At 35.5% G+C, this 20872-nt stretch carries 17 protein-coding genes; 12 read left to right on the forward strand and 5 right to left on the reverse strand.

The window, feature by feature from the left end; all coding sequences use genetic code 11:
- The first annotated feature begins 307 nt into the window (after positions 1–307).
- The 8 genes from CG11_RS23630 to CG11_RS23665 all read left to right on the forward strand — a co-directional run bounded on the left by CG11_RS23630 (position 308) and on the right by CG11_RS23665 (position 13246).
- Entirely contained in the window at positions 308–1582 is a 1275-nt protein-coding gene (locus CG11_RS23630) for an aspartate kinase (RefSeq protein ID WP_052599326.1), read from the forward strand.
- Between the two features lie 260 nt (positions 1583–1842).
- The gene (locus CG11_RS23635; RefSeq protein ID WP_052599327.1) at positions 1843–2571 is read left to right on the forward strand and encodes a hypothetical protein; all 729 of its coding nucleotides are present in this window, start codon (positions 1843–1845) and stop codon (positions 2569–2571) included.
- Between the two features lie 277 nt (positions 2572–2848).
- Positions 2849–3457 carry a hypothetical protein gene (locus CG11_RS23640; protein ID WP_052599328.1) on the forward strand — a complete coding sequence of 203 codons (609 nt, stop codon included), beginning with the start codon at positions 2849–2851 and terminating at the stop codon, positions 3455–3457.
- A 294-nt stretch (positions 3458–3751) separates the two neighbouring features.
- Positions 3752–7279, forward strand: a complete 3528-nt coding sequence (gene smc / locus CG11_RS23645) for a chromosome segregation protein SMC (RefSeq protein ID WP_052599329.1) — start codon at positions 3752–3754, stop codon at positions 7277–7279.
- A 209-nt stretch (positions 7280–7488) separates the two neighbouring features.
- A complete protein-coding gene (locus CG11_RS23650; RefSeq protein ID WP_052599330.1) occupies positions 7489–8649 on the forward strand; it encodes a homogentisate 1,2-dioxygenase in 1161 nt (386 codons plus the stop codon).
- Between the two features lie 559 nt (positions 8650–9208).
- A complete protein-coding gene (gene hppD, locus CG11_RS23655; RefSeq protein WP_052599331.1) occupies positions 9209–10363 on the forward strand; it encodes a 4-hydroxyphenylpyruvate dioxygenase in 1155 nt (384 codons plus the stop codon).
- 379 nt (positions 10364–10742) lie between these two features.
- The gene (locus CG11_RS23660; protein WP_052599332.1) at positions 10743–11639 is read left to right on the forward strand and encodes a hypothetical protein; all 897 of its coding nucleotides are present in this window, start codon (positions 10743–10745) and stop codon (positions 11637–11639) included.
- A gap of 116 nt (positions 11640–11755) precedes the next feature.
- The gene (locus CG11_RS23665; protein ID WP_052599333.1) at positions 11756–13246 is read left to right on the forward strand and encodes a hypothetical protein; all 1491 of its coding nucleotides are present in this window, start codon (positions 11756–11758) and stop codon (positions 13244–13246) included.
- 11 nt (positions 13247–13257) lie between these two features.
- Here the strand turns inward: CG11_RS23665 and xerD are convergent, their stop codons facing one another.
- From xerD to CG11_RS23680, 3 genes are all read right to left on the reverse strand, one after another.
- Complete coding sequence (xerD, locus tag CG11_RS23670; RefSeq protein WP_052599334.1) at positions 13258–14166, reverse strand: site-specific tyrosine recombinase XerD; 909 nt, start codon at positions 14164–14166, stop codon at positions 13258–13260.
- Between the two features lie 2 nt (positions 14167–14168).
- Positions 14169–14645: a hypothetical protein gene (locus tag CG11_RS23675; protein WP_052599335.1), complete on the reverse strand. Its 477-nt coding sequence runs from the start codon at positions 14643–14645 to the stop codon at positions 14169–14171.
- Positions 14646–14837: 192 nt separating this feature from the next.
- Positions 14838–15308 (reverse strand): hypothetical protein, encoded by a 471-nt coding sequence (locus CG11_RS23680; protein WP_052599336.1) that lies wholly within the window; start codon positions 15306–15308, stop codon positions 14838–14840.
- Positions 15309–15510: 202 nt separating this feature from the next.
- Between CG11_RS23680 and CG11_RS23685 the strand changes: the two genes are divergently transcribed.
- From CG11_RS23685 to CG11_RS23695, 3 genes are all read left to right on the forward strand, one after another.
- A complete protein-coding gene (locus CG11_RS23685; RefSeq protein WP_052599337.1) occupies positions 15511–15957 on the forward strand; it encodes a heme-binding domain-containing protein in 447 nt (148 codons plus the stop codon).
- Positions 15958–16011: 54 nt separating this feature from the next.
- Positions 16012–17124, forward strand: a complete 1113-nt coding sequence (gene dprA / locus CG11_RS23690; protein ID WP_052599338.1) for a DNA-processing protein DprA — start codon at positions 16012–16014, stop codon at positions 17122–17124.
- Between the two features lie 179 nt (positions 17125–17303).
- On the forward strand, positions 17304–17621 hold the full coding sequence (locus CG11_RS23695) for a four-helix bundle copper-binding protein (RefSeq protein ID WP_052599339.1): 318 nt from the start codon (positions 17304–17306) through the stop codon (positions 17619–17621).
- Positions 17622–17689: 68 nt separating this feature from the next.
- Here CG11_RS23695 and CG11_RS23700 read toward each other — a convergent pair whose 3' ends face one another.
- Positions 17690–18811 carry a T9SS type A sorting domain-containing protein gene (locus CG11_RS23700; protein WP_052599340.1) on the reverse strand — a complete coding sequence of 374 codons (1122 nt, stop codon included), beginning with the start codon at positions 18809–18811 and terminating at the stop codon, positions 17690–17692.
- A gap of 136 nt (positions 18812–18947) precedes the next feature.
- Positions 18948–19358, reverse strand: coding sequence for a secondary thiamine-phosphate synthase enzyme YjbQ (locus tag CG11_RS23705; protein ID WP_052599341.1), 411 nt, complete (start codon positions 19356–19358; stop codon positions 18948–18950).
- 187 nt (positions 19359–19545) lie between these two features.
- Here CG11_RS23705 and CG11_RS23710 point away from each other — a divergent pair, with 187 nt between their 5' ends.
- On the forward strand, positions 19546–20865 hold the full coding sequence (locus CG11_RS23710) for a DASH family cryptochrome (RefSeq protein WP_052599342.1): 1320 nt from the start codon (positions 19546–19548) through the stop codon (positions 20863–20865).
- Positions 20866–20872 lie beyond the last annotated feature (7 nt).

The raw sequence follows: 20872 nt of genomic DNA on the forward strand, positions 1-20872 counted from the left end.
TAAGAAAAAATTGAGACTTTATACATTAAATCTATCTTTGAGTAGTCTTAAGGAATAGTGATCATAACTATTTACTAAAGTGCCTACATCATCAATTTTAAATAGGTTGATGAGAGTTATTAATTTAATTAAGTAACAGGCAAAAATATTAGGTAAATCGAAAGGTGACTTTTTTGCTTTACTAAACATTCTATCATTAATAGTCCGTTAATGATCAATTGCGTAGCACTCGTGAAACGAAGCTCCTGCAATAACTGATTTAATTTGATTTTTTAGCGGGCGAATAATCGTACAAACTAATTTAAAAATGCGAGTATTTAAATTTGGAGGAGCATCTATCAAAGATGCTGAATCAATTCGAAATGTAGCCAGTATTGTGCGTCGTTTTCCTAACGACCAGTTAGCTATTGTTATCTCAGCTTCAGGCAAGACCACCAATGCAATGGAATTGGTTTTGAAGGCTTATTGGGAGTGGGATATAAAACAGATGGAAGCGTGTTTAAATAAGGTAAAGGAGCATCACAAAGCCTTGCTTGAAGGTTTGTTTGATAATACAGATCATCCTGTTTATAGTGAGATACATGATATTTTTATTGACTTGCAATGGATACTAGAGGAAGAGCCACAGGATGAGTTTGATTATCTGTATGATCAGATTGTAAGCGTAGGGGAGTTGCTATCAACAACCATTGTTAGTGCTTATTTTAATGAAGTAAATCTAAAAACAACTTGGTTGGATGTTAGAGATTGTATTCAGACAGACAATACTTATAGAGATGCCAATATAAATTGGGAAGAAACAGAGCGAGCCATTCAAGCAACGGTGCCAGCTTTATTAAAAAAAGGCTTGGTTATAACGCAAGGTTTTTTGGGAGGAACGACAGAGAATTTTACAACTACTTTAGGACGAGAAGGTTCTGATTTTACAGCAGCTATTTTTTCTTATTGTTTGAATGCGCAAGATATGTCAATTTGGAAAGATGTACCAGGTGTGTTGACAGCAGATCCTCGGTTATTTGATGATACGACATTAATCGAACAACTTTCTTATTCAGAGGCGATTGAGATGACCTATTATGGAGCACAAGTTATTCATCCTAAAACTATTCGTCCTTTACAGAATAAAAAAATTCCTTTGTATGTCAAGTCTTTTGTGCATCCCGAAGGAAAAGGTACGGTAATAGGGGCTTTTGATTTGGTTCAATACCCTCCAATGATTGTTGTTAAGAAGGAACAGGCTTTGCTAAGAATAATTTCTAAAGATTTTTTCTTTGTTGATGAAACCAAATTTGCAAAACTCTTTGAGGCATTGGCAAAACATCGCATTAAAGTAAATATGACTCAAAATACAGCATTAGCTTTTTCTGTTTGTGTGAATGATGACCCTGAAAAAATAAAGGCATTAGTAGCTGATTTGGAAATGGACTATGAAATTGAAAAAACAGAAAATTTAAAATTAGTAACCATTCGCCACACCTCAGAGGCTCTTTTGGGACGAATTGTAGGAACACGTGAAATTTATCTAGAAGAAAAGATAGGGACTAATATACAGTTGGTTATGAATAAAGCAGAAATTCTTTAGCTGGATTAGTCAATTATACCACCAGAAAAAAAATAATAAAATACAAAAAACGGAATCATTTTTGACTCTTCTTCGTTAAACTGTAGTGTCAAAAAAATGTAAGAACATAAAAGGTCAAATATATTGACTATACAATAACAAAATGACTGTAAGTGAATGTCTATAATAAAAAACAATATTATACATCATTTATCGTTTTAGAAACAGAACTTCTCTAGAGGTCGTTTTTTTACCCAAAATAAAAAACATATATCTTAAGTATGAAAAAAGCAATGCTATTTCTTGCACTATTATTAACTGTAAGTACCACGTTTGCACAAAAAGAATCTGACAAAACATTAGTAAAAACAATGGATCCTAAGGGAACTTCATCCATTAACTTTGATTTTAGAAACAAAGGGATTGAGTCTACACCTTGGGATGAAGGGTTTATTCGTGTTGAATTAGAGATTACAGCCAATTTTCCAGAAGCTGTTTTGGCACAATTAGTAAAAGCTGGGCGTTATACGTTGTCTTCTGAAATTGATGGCGAGACATTTATTATTAAAGCTAAAAACCTAGATAAAGCCGTTTCTATTGGTGGGACAGATTTAGACGATCATGTTCGAATTTTTATCAAAACGCCTGGATATTATGCTGTTTCGGAAGGAGTACTTCAGAAGAATTTCCCTGGAGGAATGGTGGAAGCTGTTGTTGGTCGATCAGAAAATATGAAAGAAGCAACAAAGATGATTAAGGAAATGCGTCAAATTAAAGAAAAGGTGGACGTACAATATCGCTTTGTGTATAAAAAATCTAAAGATGCCCAAAAGGATAACGAAGCAAGCAAAGCTAATCCTGCACTTTCTAAAGAAGGAGAAGCAGGCAACGCAGGTTTTATTCAAGGCAAGAAAAAAACATTGACTCCAAACTCTACTCTAAAAGAAGTGGAAGCTATGTATGGAGATATTATTATTGGTGGAATGTCATTGAATGATTTTGAGGACTAATAAAAACGCCACTAGCAAAAGCACTAGTTTGTTACGCTGCTACTGCATAGTTTCAACGACTGCGAAGTAGCAGCCTAGCTAATTATTGCAAAAGTTAACAATTATAATTTTTTCAATTCATTTTTTTTCTCTATTATAACAATTGCTTAATAGAGAAAGAGCCCCTTTTTTGATGAGAATAGATTTAAATGTTAGGAATGCTATTCTTGTTATCCTGCTAAAATCCACACCTAAATAACTTATTTTTGACCATTCCTAAAAATAAAACTTCAACAACATGAAAGTATTTTCTTTTTTATTCGCTCTTCTTTTTACTACATCTACTATTTTTGCTCAAGACTCTGACAAAACTTTGGTGAAAACTTTAAATCCTGAAGATTGTCCTAATGTACAAATTGACATTAAAAACAAAGGAATGGAGTCCGCACCATGGGACGAAGGTACTATTCGAGTAGAGTTAGAAATTAAGGCAAATGTTCCAGATGCAATTTTAGGACAACTGGTAAAAGCTGGTCGTTATTCAATTGATGGTGGAAAAGATGGAGAGGTGTATATAGTTTCAGCACCTAATTTGTCTAAGTCTATTACAATTGGTGGAAAAGACCTAGAAGAAGAGATTAATATTACGGTTAAGACACCGGGGTACTTTGCTTTGAATGATGCAGGTATGTTGTCTAAAGAAATCAATACAGAAACAATTGCTGCTCGCTCTAATAATGCTGAGGAGGCTGCCGAGATGATTAAAAAAATGAAGGCAATTAAAGAAGATTTGAATATGGAAGTTAAGGTGATCTCTACTTCTAAATACAAAGGAGAGGTGGATTTGTCTAAATACAAGTTAGTTATAGATGGAAAAGAGGTAACTGCCGATCAAATCAAGTTTTAAGATAATTTCTTTTGAGACAACAGTAATCTATTTGTTGGTACCTTTGACAATGTATTGGCTTAAAAGGAGGTGCTAGACAATCATAAAAAATTATAGATATATGATACCTTTGAGTATCTTAAAGTCATTTTCAATATTAGATTGGAAATGACTTTTTTTATGCTTTATACTGAAATGTCCTTTTAGCTGATTATCTTTACAGGCTTTCAAAAAATAGAGCAATTTATAGAATCTTTAAAGTAAGGTTTGTTTGAGTTAAGTTGCTGAGAATGAAGAATTTTTAATCATAATTAAATGCGTTTAAAAAGTTTAGATATAAAAGGCTTCAAGAGTTTTGCTGATCGTACGGTAATTAATTTTGGAGAAGATGTTATTGGAATCGTAGGTTCTAATGGTTGTGGGAAGTCAAATATTGTAGATTCCATTCGTTGGGTGTTGGGAGAGCAAAAAACAAGTCAGTTGCGCTCGGAAAGCATGACTAGTGTTATCTTTAATGGAACCAAAAGTCGTAAAGCATCTGGCTTGGCAGAGGTAACTTTGACGTTTATTAATGATAAAGGTATTTTGCCTTTGGAATACCAAGAAGTTTCTATCAAGAGAATTTTGTACAAAGATGGGTCTAGTGAGTACCAATTGAATGGTGTGAAATGTCGTTTAAAAGATATTTCTAACTTGTTGGTAGATACGGGTATGGGATCTGATTCTTATGCGATTATTGCGCTGGGGATGGTGGATGATTTGTTGCAAGACAAAGATAATTCGCGTCTTAAATTGTTTGAACAGGCGGCAGGTATTTCTAAATACAAAACAAGAAAAAAGGAAACGTTTAGCAAATTAAAAGCCACAGAAGCTGACTTGTCTAGGGTGGAGGATTTGTTGTTTGAAATTCAAAAAAACTTAAAGAGCTTGGAACGTCAAGCGAAACGAGCCAAACGCTATTTTGAGTTAAAGGACGAATATCGTCGGCTAAGCTTGGAATTGAGTTATTTTAAAATATCAGAGTGTAAGACAGCTTATAAAACACTGGACAAACAAATTGATGAGGAGCGAGAAAATAAAAAGGCTCTAGATCAGGAAGTAATTCAATTGGAGAAACGAGTAGAGCGAGAAAAAAATGGCAATGTGGAAAAAGAAAAGGCATTGGCAGATGCTCAAAAGCAATTGAATAGTTTAGTAGGAAAAATCAAAGGGAAAGAAAATGATAAAAAGATTCTGACCCAAAAATCGTTGTTCTTACAACAAAATAATGAAAAATTAGATGAACGTATAGCCTCGAATAGAAAGAGAATTGCTGAGACAGAACAAAATATAGAGCTGCAAAGCGAACAACTAGATGAGCAATATAAATTAGGAAAGGAGTTGAGTAGCCAATTGGCAGAAGCTAAGGAAATTCTAGAAAAAATTCGCAACAAACATGGCAATGTCAAGAAAGAATTAGAAGCATTTTTGGTAGAGCAAAAAACATTAAATAATGCGCTTTTTGAACAGGAAAAAAAGGCAGCTGTTTTGCAAAATCAAGAAGAATCTGCTTCTAAAAGTATTGAACGCTTAGAACGAGTTTTGGAGCAAAGAACTTCTGAAGTAGCGGGCATTACGGCTCAAGCCAGTCAACTTGCCACTGCCCAACAAGAGCAAGAGACTACTTTGGAAGGGTTAAGGGCAGCAGAGGCACTACGAAAAAAGCAATTGGAGGAAACTGAACAGAAGCTGGAAGTTGCAAAAGAGAGTTTGAGTGGCAAGAATCGCAATTTGGATTCAAAACGAAACGAATATAAATTGCTTAAAAGCTTGGTAGAGAATATGGATGGGTTTTCAGAATCTATCAAATTTTTAAGCAAAAATCGTTCTTGGTCAGACAATGCGCCTTTACTATCAGATGTATTTTATTGTCAACCAGAGTACAGAGCCGCTGTTGAGAATTACTTAGAAGCTTATTTGAGTTATTATGTTGTTCAAAATTTTACGGAAGCGTTGCAAGCAATTGAGCTGCTAGATCAACATCAAAAAGGGAAAGCGAATTTCTTTTTGATGGAGCAGTTTCCTACCACACACACAAAAGAAAAGACAACAAACAAAGGAACTTGGGCTTTAGAGGTATTGGAGTATGATGCTAAATATCAAGCTCTAGCGGAGCACTTGCTAGGAGATGTGTATATTGTTGATGAAAAGGTCGGAGTTGAAGAATTAAATGGGCAAACAATTTGGTTGACTAAGGATGGGAAATACACACAACGTGGATACTCTATTCGAGGAGGTTCTGTTGGTGCTTTTGAAGGTAAAAAGATAGGTCGAAAGAAAAATTTAGAATTGCTAGAAACTCAAATTGAAACGCTAACAGAGGCAGCTCAAGTTTTGGAAAATGAGGTAAAAGATTTGAGATTGGTGCAACAGAATCTGCGTCAGAACAATCAGCAAGTAGAGATTCAGAAGTTAGAAAAACAACTAAATAATACTGTCCGACAGGCTATTACGATAAAAAGTAAATTAGAGAGTTTTGAACAATTTAAGAAAGAAACAGAGGAACAGAAGGAAAGCTATTTGGAGCAAATTAAAACATACCAAGTAGCTCAAGAAGGCGTTCGGGGAGAACTAGCTAAAGTGCAAAAGCAATTGGTGCAACTAAGAGAAACGGTTTCTGAAAAGGATGCTTCTGTACAAAATATTGCGGAAGACATGGCAGAGGCTTCTTCCAATTATAATAAAAAGCATATTGAACAGGTTCGTCATCAAAATGGTATGGCTTCAATCGAAAAAGAATTGGACTTTAGCCATCGTCAATACAAAGAATTAAAAGATCAACGCAAACGAGATGAAGAAGTATTGAACGAATCAGGTGGAGACTTAACGTCTACTCAAAAAGAAATTGAAGCAGCTGATATACAGTTGGAAGAGTGGTATGAGGTAAAAAAAACGTATCAAGAACAGGTAGGTCAAGCAGAAAAAGCGTACTTTGAAGCAAGGGGAAATATTGTAGAAACTGAAAAAAAACTGCGAGACAAACAGCGTCAACAAACACAATTATTAGAGTTAATTGGTAAGTTGGATAATAAATTTAATGAGGTAAAACTAAAATTGACCTCTATTGCAGAACGCTTGAATGTCGAGTTTGAGGTGAAGATCAATGATCTAGTAAACGAAGCTCCTAACCCTGAATTTGAGGAAGCTGTTTTAGAATCGAACGTAGAACAATTGAGACAGCGTTTGACGAATTATGGTCCAATCAATCCTATGGCCATTGAGGCGTATGATGAAATTCAAGAGCGCAATAAATTGATCATTGAGCAAAGAGATGATTTGTTGAAATCCAAAGAAAATTTATTGGCGACGATTGCCGAGATTGAATCGAAGGCAACCGAACGTTTTATGGTTGCTTTTAATCAAGCTAGAACTTACTTTGTGGAAGTATTTCGTAGTCTATTTCATAAAGATGATACGTGCGACTTGAAGTTGATGAGTCCCGAAACGCCACTGGAGTCTAAAATCGAAATTGTTGCCAAACCCAAAGGCAAACGTCCTTTGTCTATCAACCAACTCTCAGGAGGTGAAAAAACCTTAACAGCAACGGCTTTGTTGTTCTCTTTGTATCTTTTAAAACCTGCGCCATTCTGTATTTTTGATGAGGTAGATGCGCCATTGGACGATGCGAATATTGCGAAGTTTAATAATATCATTAAGGATTTTTCTAAAAATTCTCAGTTTGTCATTGTGACCCACAATAAGAAAACAATGGAAGCGGTGGATATTATGTATGGAGTAACGATGGTAAAAGGAATTTCAAGGGTTGTGCCTGTTGACTTCCGTGAAATGGAAACAGTTACCTAATAAAAAACTGTTTGAAGGCCAGTAATTCATGGTTCAAACTACTTGTTGCTACAAAAAAGACAAGGCGAGTTGGTAGAAGGCTAACTCGCATAGTTTTTTCTATAAGAAAGGTTGTAAAGAGCTTTTAAATCGTAGTTTTTTTGTACTTTTGGAATATCTGAAATATATTACTTAACCACAATTCTACTAAAAAAAGTACCTAAATAATTATGGCTTTTTATCAAAAACTAGGAAAAATTCCACAAAAGCGACACACACAATTTCGCAAGGAAGATGGTAGTTTGTATGCAGAAGAGTTGGTGAGTACAGAAGGCTTTGATGCCAACTACTCGCTTATCTATCACGTACATCCTCCTACATTGGTCAAAGAAGTTGGAGAACCTTATTCTGTGGAGCCTAAAATTGCAATTAAAAAGAATTTAAAGTCTTTGTCTTTAAAAACGTTTGCTGTCAAACCAGAAGCAGATTATCTCAAAAGTCGTGTGGTTCTGATGGTAAACAATGATTTGCAAATTGGTGTTGCCGCTCCCAAAGGAGCTCCAATGGATTATTACTACAAAAATGCAGATGCAGATGAAATGCTTTTTGTCCATGAAGGGGAAGGAACCGTGCATACGATTTACGGAGATTTAGATTTTGAATATGGAGATTACATTGTCTTACCTAGAGGAACCATCTATCAAATTGAATTTAAGACAGAGAAAAATCGTTTGTTTGTTTTAGAATCATTTAGCCCCATTCGCTTTCCAAAGCGTTATCAAAACAACCAAGGACAACTAATGGAGCATGCTCCTTTTTGTGAGCGAGACATTCGTACCCCACAAAATTTAAAAACGCACGATGAGCATGGTGATTTTAAGGTGTTGATTAAGAAACAAGGAATGATTTTTCCTTATACCTATGCAACACATCCGTTTGATGCTGTAGGTTGGGATGGATACCATTATCCTTACATTTTTTCTATTCATGACTTTGAGCCAATTACAGGGCGAGTACACCAACCGCCACCAGTGCACCAAACTTTTGCAGGTGCGGGATTTGTAGTGTGTTCTTTCTGCCCCAGAAAATACGATTACCATCCTAAGGCGATTCCTGCACCATACAACCATAGCAACATTGATTCAGATGAAGTGTTGTATTATGTAGATGGTGATTTTATGAGTCGTAATAATATTGAAAGAGGTCAGATTACACTACATCCAGGAGGCATTCCTCATGGACCACATCCTGGCGCTGCGGAACGGAGTATCGGTGTAGAAGATACAGAAGAATTAGCTGTAATGGTTGATCCTTTCCGACCATTCCAAATTACAGAAGCAGCTTTGGAAATTCAAGATCCTAATTATTATTTATCTTGGTTAGAACACTAAACGTTAGTAGGTTGAAACGGCACGTAGCGACACAACTAACTACTATTAGAAATAATAAACAATGAACTATAATTTAATTAGTAAAATTTCAGAAAAACAACGCATTAAATTGGCCATTCAAAGTAGTGCCATGTGGTAAGTATTGGACTTTGTAAAACTAGGTACTTTACAAAGTCTATTGGGCTGTTGAATTATAGTTGCTAAATTCATACACTATTTGCTATTTATCTAAAATACTTGACAAAGGATGGTACAGTAAGTGCGATTTAGCAAAAAATTATTATCATTAACTTAAATACACTGGAAAATAGATTTTTAAACGAGTATTGGTGTTTTGATAACGGAGCTTATCAAGTTGTGAGTGCTCTTGAATTTTATCAAAAGTATTTTATACATAGTTTGTTGAAACCACGCAGTAGCAGCGAACCGAGCTATGCGAGCTCACGACCGTAGGGAGCTACCACGAAGTAGCAGCGTAGCTAACTACTATTATAATAACAATCACAAATTTCTGTTGCAGTGTACTAAAAGAGTTTTACTCTATCAAAATAAAATAATCATGGCAAACGATTTAAAAAATTTAGAGAATGTAAATTATGGCATCGAAAAAATCTTTGAAGAAGCAGAGGATTTCTTGCCATTGTTAGGAACGGATTATGTAGAGCTGTATGTGGGCAATGCCAAGCAATCAGCACACTTTTATAAAACAGCTTTTGGCTTTCAGTCTTTGGCATATTGTGGTTTAGAAACAGGGGTGAAAGATCGTACCTCTTATGTATTGGTTCAAGATAAAATACGATTGGTTTTAACAACACCAATGGATGCTGATGGACCTATTGCAGAGCATATTAAGAAACATGGAGATGGAGTTAAGGTGGTTGCTCTTTGGGTAGACGATGCTACGAAGGCGTTTGAGGAAACGACAAAGCGTGGCGGAAAGCCATTTATGGAGCCAACGGTTGAGAAAGACGAACATGGAGAAATTGTTCGTTCTGGAATTCATACTTATGGAGATACAGTACATATTTTTGTAGAGCGCAAGAATTATAATGGTATTTTTATGCCAGGCTTCAAAGAATGGAAATCAAATTACAACCCTGCACCAGTTGGTTTGAAGTATATCGACCATATGGTTGGTAATGTAGGTTGGGGAGAAATGAATACGTGGGTAGATTACTATGCTAATGTTATGGGCTTTGCCAATTTAATTAGTTTTGATGACAAGGATATCTCCACAGAATATACTGCTTTGATGTCAAAAGTGATGACCAATGGCAATGGTCGAGTAAAATTCCCTATTAACGAACCAGCAGAAGGAAAGAAAAAATCTCAAATTGAGGAATATTTAGACTTCTATCAAGGAGCAGGGATTCAGCACATTGCAGTCGCAACCGATGACATTCTAGCAACCGTAAAAGAAATGACTGCTCGTGGAATCGAATTTCTATATGTACCAGGAACGTATTATGATACGGTATTAGATCGTGTTGGCGAAATTGACGAAGAAATACTGAAGTTAAAAGAATTGGGTATTTTGGTTGATAGAGATGATGAAGGATACTTGTTACAAATCTTTACAAAACCTGTAGTAGATCGTCCAACGATGTTTTTTGAGATTATTCAACGCAAAGGTGCACAGTCTTTTGGAAAAGGAAATTTCAAAGCATTGTTTGAATCAATTGAAGCAGAGCAAGCTCGCAGAGGGACATTGTAGAAACTGCTTTTTTGAATAGTTTTTAGAGCAAAGGATAATCATTTAAGCGTATTATCCTTTGCTTTTTTTATTAAAACTAATCTAGTTTGTATTGTTATGGCATAAAAATAACGTTTTTAGGACAACGAATTTGAGGTGGTGTTTTTAGAATTATTTAAGATAAAGTAATGAATAAGGAATGAACAATTCTAAGTAAATCCTATGAATTAATCTGCTTTAGAAGACTTGAATTCATAATTCTTTGTTATTTTAGAGCAAGAACGATATGATTTTGGGGCTATTTGCTTTGATTGTGAAATCTTTGTATAATTAAAGATTGTAAATTGATTCTTGTAAAAGTTTAAAAAAATCATCCATACCCACATCAAAATGAATTGTTATGTTATATAAATGGATTTTAGTAGGAAGTTTAGTTAGTTGTTTTTTTGCTAGTTTTGCGCAGAAAAAAGACTCTATACGTGTTGTTATCGCTATGGATGCCGCTAATGACGATATTGAAACTTCTTATGGGTATTGGGAAGCTCGTTCTAACTTAAAGGTTTTGATTGATATGTATGGGTTTAGTGGGGGCGTAAAGCACTTGGCAGAACAATACGAAATGAAATACGATGTAGGAGAAGAAGCTTGGGTGGTAACCTTGCCGAAGGGCTTTTTTGAACTTCGAGTAGAGTCGTTGGGGTTTACTGATATTAAATCTCCGCTTCGATTAAAACAAGATTATAGAGAGAATATTTTGTTGAATGTAGATTCTACTTCTTATACCTATAAAAACAGAAAACGCTATAATTATATAGCAGGAACATTAAACTTTTGTTCTACGATATTGGTTCAATTTGGAAGTGGAGACCCCGCTGCTCAACGTGATTTTTTATTATCGGCTTTAGAAGTAGAAGGTTTTGAGCACATCTCTGTCCTTAGAACCCAAAAAATACGACATACCAATGCATTTTTAGTTACCCTAGCTATTACCGATCGCACTCCTTTAAATATTCTTTTGTATCGAAAAATGACCAAGCAGCCCGAAATAGAACGAGGCTATTTGATTGGAGGCGATATTACCAAGGCAATTGAGCTATTTCAAGAGAACAGCAATGTTCTTTTTGCCAATCCCAGTTTTTTGAATGACCCCAACGTTGTATTCAAGAATTCGGCTAAATTTACAAAGAGCGAACAGTTGGAACGCAAATTGTTAGGCTTAATGGAAGAGGACAGTCAAACATTGGATAAGATTAATTACATTTTAGATAAAACCACTCCCAAAGAAGAAATAGAATAGGTTCATGTTGCTGTCTGGGAGATTCTCTCTTATAGCAATTGAATCCCCTAATCATCCCTTTTGATTAAAAGTCCTATCATTTTAATTCTAAATGGTCGAAATACAACCACAATCTTATGAGATTAGGCGCATTGTTTTGCATTACATACTTATCATTTTATTCATTAGTTGTTGCACAAGCAGATGTAAAGCTTGAAGTAGAGTACTTTACAGATAGTATGGTTACGGTGGCTACCTTAGATACCAATTATTTGTATCCTTGGAATAAACGTGTCTTGGCTTCTGTAAAAGCTTTTTTAGCTTTGGAAAAGGGAAATCATGATGTAATGATTTTGGTGACTATGCCAAAGGGTAAACCAGCATTTGTTGAGGTGAGTTCAAGACCTCAGTTAAACAAAGAAACGACAGATCACTTGATTCGACGACTGGAAGCTTTGTCCCGTCCTCCTCGATCAGAATTGACGGAATATGCTTACTTAATTACAGCTACGGTAGGGAAAGGCTGCGAAAATCCGCAGTTAAAATTCTTACCTAAGGTGGCATTGCCAGAAGAAAAAGTTCGTGCAAAATTTGAAGCAGCAGACTTAGCAGGCAAAATTGATTTATTCCAGAATTGGGTCATCGAAGATGTCATTCCAGTCTTAGCATTTTATGAAGATAGTTTAAGGTCTGAGCTAAAAGGAGTAAATGCTATTGGTAAAATATTAAAAACCAAAGCTTTCAACGATAAAAGTGCTGAAGAGTTGACTATTGCGAATCCTGAATATTGGCGTGCAACTATGGAAATTGGTTCGGGGAATGGATTGGTTATTTTATCTAAAATTTCTATTCATATTGCGAAAGGAGAGTTTGATTTGGCGAAACGTTACCTTGATGTAGCACAAGCGTTTCCTGAGCAAAATTCAATGGCTCTTAATTTTTATAAACAATTTGGATTTAGAATGGAATGGCTCTATGATGATGTTCGAGAACAAATTCGAATTGGAAAAAAGTTTCAAATTGAGGGAGATTTTGAAAGCGCTGCTTTGCATTTTGAGGCACAACTAAAAAACTTTCCCAAATCTGCTGATTTTAATTTTGAAAAATACTATTCTCGTTCTTTGTTGATTAGCGAACATGATCCTGAGTACATCATTCAATTATGGAAAGATTGCAAAGCTGCTGTTTATGCTTGTGATCCTTTGTATAATATGAATGTTCCTGCCAAAAATAGTAAAGACCTATACTTGATGTCCAAACGACACGAAATTAATTTATTGTTTGATAATCAAGTAAGTATTAGCGAGAACATACTAGAATATGCCGATATTGCTTTGGATTTGGAAGTCTATGGATTTGCTGCTCATATGTATTGGTTAATTATCGGAAATAAACCTGATGCTTTTCCTGAAAGAGATATTTTGGCGCATTATTTATATTGTCTAGAAAAATTGGGCGATACCGAAAATATTCGAACATTTGAAGAAGAGTATACGCGTCAAAAATTCAAAAAAATAGAGCGAGAACGGAAACAAGCAATGGAGAATAGTCCCATTTACAATCGCTCAAAGGGCATTCAAAATAAGAACGACAAGCGCCGAAATAATCAAAAAAAAGATAAGGGATAAACGAAGAAATTTTACTCGTTTGTTCTATGTCTAGGGTGAAAAAGTTGGATTGTTTCTTTGAGGTACCCCATGTCTAAATGGGTGTAAATTTCTGTTGTAACGATGGATTTATGCCCTAGCAAGTCTTGTACGATTCTTAGGTTAGCGCCTCCTTCAATTAAATGAGTGGCAAAAGTATGTCGAAAAGTATGTGGAGAAACTTTTTTATCAATGCCTGCTTTTTTTGCTAAGTCTTTTATGATAATGAAAATCATGTTTCGGGTAAGTTGCCCACCTCGCCGATTAAGAAAGACGATGTCTTCACTTTCTGGTTTGATATTGGTCATTTGATTTCGATCCAATAGATAGAACTCTAAATGCTTAATAGCTTGATCTCCAATCGGAACCATTCGTTCTTTGTTGCCTTTCCCTATTACTTTGATAAAACCAATATGCAAATACATATTGGATAGTTTGAGATTGGTTAATTCGCTAACACGCAAACCACAAGCATACAAAACTTCTAAAATAGCTCGATTTCTAGAACCTTCTTTTTTAGAATGGTCTATTGCTGCAATTAGTAACTCTATTTCTTGATGTGTCAATACAGAAGGGAGCGAACGAGCTAGTTTGGGAGCACTAAGCAACAAAGCAGGATCTTCCAACAAAACATCTTCTAAAATCAAATAACGAAAAAAAGCTTTTAGGCTAGATATAATTCGAGCTTGAGAATTAACACTTAAACCCAATTCATTTAAATAAGTAATGAAATTTTGTAAATCATTGAGTTCTAATTGAGATAATCCCTTATTTAACGCATGAATTTCTATAAACTCTGTCAACTTTTTTAAGTCTTGCAGATAGGCAGTGATGGAGGCAGGAGAAAGCCCTTTTTCTAATGCCAAAAATGCTTTGAAAGATTTTATATAGGGTGTTTCCATTTTTACTCTCCTAAGGTGCTTTGAACGCCAAAATCAATAATTATGCGAGTTTCTGTAATAGGAATGGCTCTAAAGATAACTTTTAATTCCATTTCAAATTCATCTTGAGTAATGTGTTCTTTCATATCTAGAATAGACGGATAGAGTTGGATAGTTCCAGAGTTGGTTATGGGTAAGTCGGTTTGATAGGCCATTTCTTGGCGTTTTGTTCCATCTACGGTATAAAAATAGGCTTGTTGAATGAAATCCAAATTGCTCTCGCCATATTCTACCGTCATTGTAACATAGGCAGGCTTTGCTTCCAATAAGTCAGTACGACTTACGCCAGGAATGTCTCTTAAGACAAAATGATGCGAAAAACCTGTATTGAGTCCTGCGGGGATGGTTACATAGGTTCGAAAAGGAATATCTATAACAGGACCCTTTTGGCAAGCATTAAAAACACAAGCAATGATGATAAAGCAAAAAAAACGCAGCATGATAGTTTATTTTTTGTCTAATGCAATGGCTTATTAAAAATTTAAGAATCACAATTCTTAATTAGTAGTTCGCTAATTCGCACCTTATGCTTCGTTGCTCCCTCTGGTTATTAGGGGAAAACTTAGTCAACAGAAGATAAAAGAGTAGATTTACATTACTTTGTCAACGAACGATTACTTATAGCACAGGAACTATTGCTTAACTCCTTCAAAGATACTATTTTGCTTTAATACACCAACAGAACAAGCTCTGTCATGTTCATATTTCAGGATAAGTTGTCGGTTGGCAGGTGAAAAAGTTAGCAAATAAGCTTCCTTGCCGCTACAGTCTTGAGCAGAGTAAAGAAATACATCGTCGTATTGATTTTTGTTGGAAACCGATTGTGTAACTAAGTTGAGGACATTGCCATTGATAACAAGAGCATTGTCTTGAGTACTTGATTTTGTGATTTCAACTTGTTGATGCTCCAAGTGATCATAAGCTTTCGTAGATTCTTTGTTTTCGTTGGATTTGGCGATGTCTTCATAAGTAATGGTTCCTTCATAAATCCCTATCAGTTGATCTCTGTAGTCCTCTGTCTGGATGGGAGTTAAGGCTTCTTTTTCACAACTAGTTAACAAAAAAAGACTAGAAACAAGGCAAGCAAAAAGTAATTTATTCATTATTTAGCAATTGTAGGTGGTTATATCTTAATGTTTAAGGTTATATACTATAAGACGAACGTTTTTGAGTAAAGGTCTACAATACTACTTTATTTTTCTTAATTTTAACGTTATCTTAAGTGATCTATTGTAGAAGATTATTTCTACCAATAAGTTAAGAATACGTCCATTTTAAAACCTGTTTTGAACTAAAAAATAAAAAATGAATAAAAAAAAGATTTTGATTGGAATAGGGTTATTATTGATTGCGATGCAATTTTTTCAAATTGATAAAAGCCCCATTATGATTGATAATAGAGTAACATTTGCAACGAATGAAAAACCTCCTCAAGATGTTTTGGCACAACTAAAATCCTCTTGTTACGATTGTCATTCAAATGAAACAAAATATCCTTGGTATACGTACGTAGCTCCTGTATCATTTTGGATAAGAGGTCATATTAAAAATGCAAGAAAAGCGTTGAACTTCTCTACGTGGACTATAATGAGCAAAGAAGATCGCCGACACGCTTTGAGAGAATGTGCCGAAGAAATAGAAGAAGGACACATGCCGCCTAAAGGGTATTATAGAATGCATGGCGATGCTTATCTGGATGATGCTAAAAAAGTATTATTACAGGACTGGTTTGAGCAACAGAGCCTCCAATAACATTAATGTTATTACTTCAAAGGGGAGAGCGTTGTCAAACCATTAAAGAAACGCATGATATTGAACCAAGAAGTTGTTGCCGACGAATTTATTTATAGAATTGCTCTGAATTTAATTCCTAGAATAGGAAATAAAACTGCTTTTGAACTGCTAGATTGTTTTGGTTCTGCACAAGCTGTTTTTGAGCAAACATCAATTTCTGATTTACAGCAAATTCAAAAATTAGGAAAAACTGCTGCCCAAAAAATTTTGAATAAAAGCACACTTCAACAAGCAGAAGAGGAGTGGGCTTTTGTTCAAAAATACAGTATAAAAGTATTGGCTCAGGAGTCATTAGGATATCCTAAGCGTCTTAAGAATTGTCCAGATGCTCCTTTTTTGTTGTATTATAAAGGAAATGCCAATTTAAATGCTGCGAAAGTAGTAGCGATTGTAGGAACACGAAAGCCAAGTACAAAAGGGCGGGTATTTTGCGAACGTTTGGTTGAAGATTTGAGCATATACCATCCTTTAATTGTAAGTGGTTTGGCTTATGGGATAGATGTTACAGCACATAAGAAATGCCTAGATTTGGAACTTCCTAATGTCGGTGTTGTTGCACATGGTTTGGATCAAATTTACCCTAAGATGCACAAAACAGTAGCTCAGAAAATGACCAGCTGTGGGGGGATTCTTACTGAGTTTAGAAAAGGAACAGAACCATTGCCACAGCATTTTCCTATGCGCAATCGAATTATTGCTGGGATGGCCGATGCAGTCGTTGTTGTTGAAACGGCTAACCGAGGTGGCTCTATGATCACTGCTTACATTGCCAATGAGTATAATAAAGATGTTTTTGCCGTTCCTGGTCGCCTAGAAGATCCTTTGTCCAAAGGGTGTAACCACTTGATAAAAACACATCGTGCTTCTCTGTTGGAGTCTGCAAAAGATCTTGCTTATATCTTGCGTTGGGAAAAGAAAAATATTGGACAACAAAAGCAATTATTTAATGAGTTGTCCAAAGAAGAACGACTAATAGTTGATCTAATGTTGGGGAAAGAAATCCATTTAGAAACTATGATTCAACAGACAAAAATTTCGACTAGTAAAATGGCTGCTCTTTTATTAGATTTGGAATTGAGAGGTATTATTCGTGCGTTGCCAGGCAAAAATTTCCGTTTGATTTAATCAACAAATAGTTGGTTTTTATGTTGTTTTTAATAGAAACATGTTGTTAATAGTTGCTTTTAGCGCTTACTCAAGTTTATAAGAAAGACCCCAATTGGGAATATCTTATCTCATGCTTTTAGTAGACAACTATCTACAATAGTTCGAATAAAACATCAAATCAAATTAAAAAACAACACATGAATACTAAATTTCAAGCTTGTATAGATGCCTGCCAACAGTGTTTGATCGACTGCCAAGATTGTCTGACACAAATGGCTACAAAAGAGAGTAGTAACGATTGTCCCAAATGCTGTATGGCATGTATAGATGCCTGTTTGATCTGCATCAAATTTATGGTTGCAGATAGCAAATGGGCGGCAAAGTACTGCGAATTGTGTGCGGAAATTTGCGAATGGTGCAGCGAACAATGTGGAGCACATCAACACGATCATTGCCAAAAATGTGCAGAATCTTGTCGTATCTGTGCAGAAGAGTGCCGAAAAGTAGCGGCATAGTTGCTACAAGGCGTTTTAATATGTGGGCAATATGCCCACTACTATTCATGCCAATAATCTCTGCTTATTTAAAAACCTTTTTCTCGTAGTTTGATCAGTTTGTGCTTTTGTGTGCCGTATTGAGAGCTAATGTTTAGAATGATCATTCCTGTCGGAAAACCCTCTAAATAAGGGTGTAAATCGTGTAAACCTTCAGGCAAAGAAATAACTTTTTGTTTTTTACCATCTATGGACAAGAACGTTAGGTTACTATGATCAGATAATTTTAAAAATAGCTCGTTGGCAAATGGGTTGGGATAGGGAGTATTTGTTATCGAATGCTTTCCTGTTACACTAATAATATCAGAATAGTAGAAGCTTTCGTTTGTATCAAAGGACTTCAATCGATAATAAACGGTTTGTGGAAGACTTAAATCTTCAAAATGATAATAAGCACCCTTGGATGTTCCAATTGCGGCAATATTTCCTATTGTTTGGAAATAAATACCATCTATTGATTTTTCTAACTCAAAGTGACTACTAAATTCTTCGGATGAAGTTTGCCAATATAGTTGAGTCAAATTGTTTTGAGGCATCGCAGTAAAAGAAACCAAATTGACAGGTAAGAGACTTGTGTGGCTTACAACAACATTGTCTAAGGTCATCGTTTCTGTTCCTGCCGTATTACGCATGACGACTCTTAAGACTAAGGTGTTGCCCGAAAGACCACTTTGAGTAATTGTTGTACTTTCCCAGTCAGCATCTAAAGCACTTCCGTTTTGACTGTCCCCAGTAAGCGTATGTCCTGGCTCTCCATCTCCATTCCAGTCTTCTATTGTAATAAAAGCACCACCATCAATACTATAAGATACGTCAAAGTAGTCGATATTAACTCCACAAGCACAACCGGGACCTTCATGGTCACCTGTTTCGATAGCATCTAATGCAAAGGTAACATCACTCACTCCCGAGATGTTAATGGATTCAGATTCCCACGTAGAAAAATCATTAACATCTTGTGCTGAAAACGCGCCAGATCTAACTTCAAAAAAATCACCCGATAGGCAAGCGCCGCAGGTACTTGTCCAACGTCCAGTGGTGCCTACTGTCGTTCCATCTGTATAAGCATTAAAATCTTCTTGCCAAATAATTTGTGCACTTAGATACGGGGGGGAAAGCAGCAGTAAAAGGTAGGTAAATATTATTCTCATATTAATCATTTAATAATGTTAGATGAGGGTTCTAATTTGCTGGTTTACAAATATAAAAATAAGAAACTAGAAAATACTATTATCCTCTGTTAGATTAATAAATTGTTACCTTTTACTAGGGATAAAGCACCCGATTTTAAGTATAAATAGTAGCTACTAATTTTCTGCTTCCACCTTGATTTCTAAATTCACAAAGGTAAATACCTTGCCATGTGCCCATATTTAATGAGCCGTTGGTAATTGGAACTTGAATAGAAGCTCCTACTAATGAGGATTTGATATGTGCGGGCATATCATCAGGACCTTCTAAAGTATGGACTAAATAAGGCAAATTTTCGGGAACTAGCTCGTTAAAAATATTTTCAAAGTCCGTTCTAACATCTGGATCGGCATTTTCGTTAATACTCAAACCTGCTGATGTATGTTTTATAAATAAATGAAACAATCCAGTTGATGGAAGAGGAGGTAAAGCACTCAAAACTTCTTGAGTAATTAGGTGAAAACCTCTTTTTTTTGCTTTTAAATTAAACTCTATTTGTTGAATCATGTTGAAAATGGTTGATGAGCAGAAAAATTTTTGTAAAGAAAGTGCAATTTTCAATTAAAAATGAAAGTTTCTAGAAGTTTATATTTTTAGGTCAACTTTTTTTCGGCTTTTTTTGTTATTTTTATGCACTTTCCTCTAGTCGATAAAGTGATGAGCAAAGAATGATTTTTTAGTAGCAATAGTACTTATGAAAAAAGTAAAACGAATAGTAGTCTGGTTTCGAAAAGATTTGCGCTTGCACGATAACGAAGCGTTGACCAAAGCTATTGAAAATAGTGAGGAGGTAATACCAGTTTATGTCTTTAACGAAGAAGAGTTGATGGGAACCACACCTTATGGTTTTCAAAAGACAGGTGCTTTTAGAACTCAATTTTTATTAGAGAGCATCGACTACCTACGCCAAAAATTGAGAGATAAAGGTATTGACTTAGTAATTAGAAAGGGAAAGCCAGAGGAAGAAGTTTTTAAGCTTGTCCAAGAGGTCGAAGCCAGTTATGTCTATGCCAACATGGAGCGTACACATGATGAGGTATTGGTTCAGAATAGTTTAGAGAAAAACTTATGGTCTTTGGGGTTAGAGATACAGTTTTTTAGAGGTAAAATGTTGTATTATACACAAGATTTGCCCTTTCCAATTGCACATTCACCCGATACCTTTAGCACGTTTAGAAAAGAAGTAGAACGTTTTGTGATGATTCGAGAGCCTTTGCCCGAACCAGAGGACTTTGTGCCTTGGACTATTGATGTAGAAGATCAAGCGTTGCCAACTTTGGAGGAATTAGGGCATCAGAAAAATGAACAAGACGAAAGAGGAGATTTGAAGTTTGTGGGAGGAGAATCTGCCGCATTAACTCGACTAGCAATTTATTTTGGTGCTGAACGCCATCTGGATAGTTTTGTAGATAGCCGGTATGAATTAAAAGGTACTTATGCCGCTTCTCGTTTGTCGCCATGGTTGGCATTGGGATGTCTATCACCCAAAGAAGTTTATGCACAGCTCAAAGCGTATGAACAAAAATACAAGTCTAATAAATCCACTCAAACTTTTTTCTTAGAATTACTTTGGCGAGATCATTACCGTTTGATGGGAAAGAAGTATGGAGATAAAATATTTGAAGAAGGAGGAATTAGAGGGCAAGAAACCAAGGATTTAAAAGAAGATACTATTCTTTTTGAGCAATGGAGGAATGGAAAAACAGAAGTTGATTTGATCAATGCTTGTATGTTACAACTGAAAAATACTGGTTTTTTGTCTCACAAAGGACGCCAATTGGTTTCGAGTTACCTAGTCAACGATATGGGAGTACATTGGAGAATGGGCGCGACTTACTTTCAGCATATTTTAATTGATTATGACATTTGTTCTAATTGGGTCAATTGGAATGTGGTAGGGGGCGTTGGTCCTGATACTAAAGAAGATCGGTATTTAAATATTGAAAATCAAGCAAAACGATTTGATAGCAAAGGCGACTATACCGATTTGTGGTTGGGGTCGGTTTGTTCTTAGGTACTTG

It is taken from the genome of Aureispira sp. CCB-QB1 (assembly GCF_000724545.1).
Classification (GTDB): Bacteria; Bacteroidota; Bacteroidia; order Chitinophagales; family Saprospiraceae; genus Aureispira.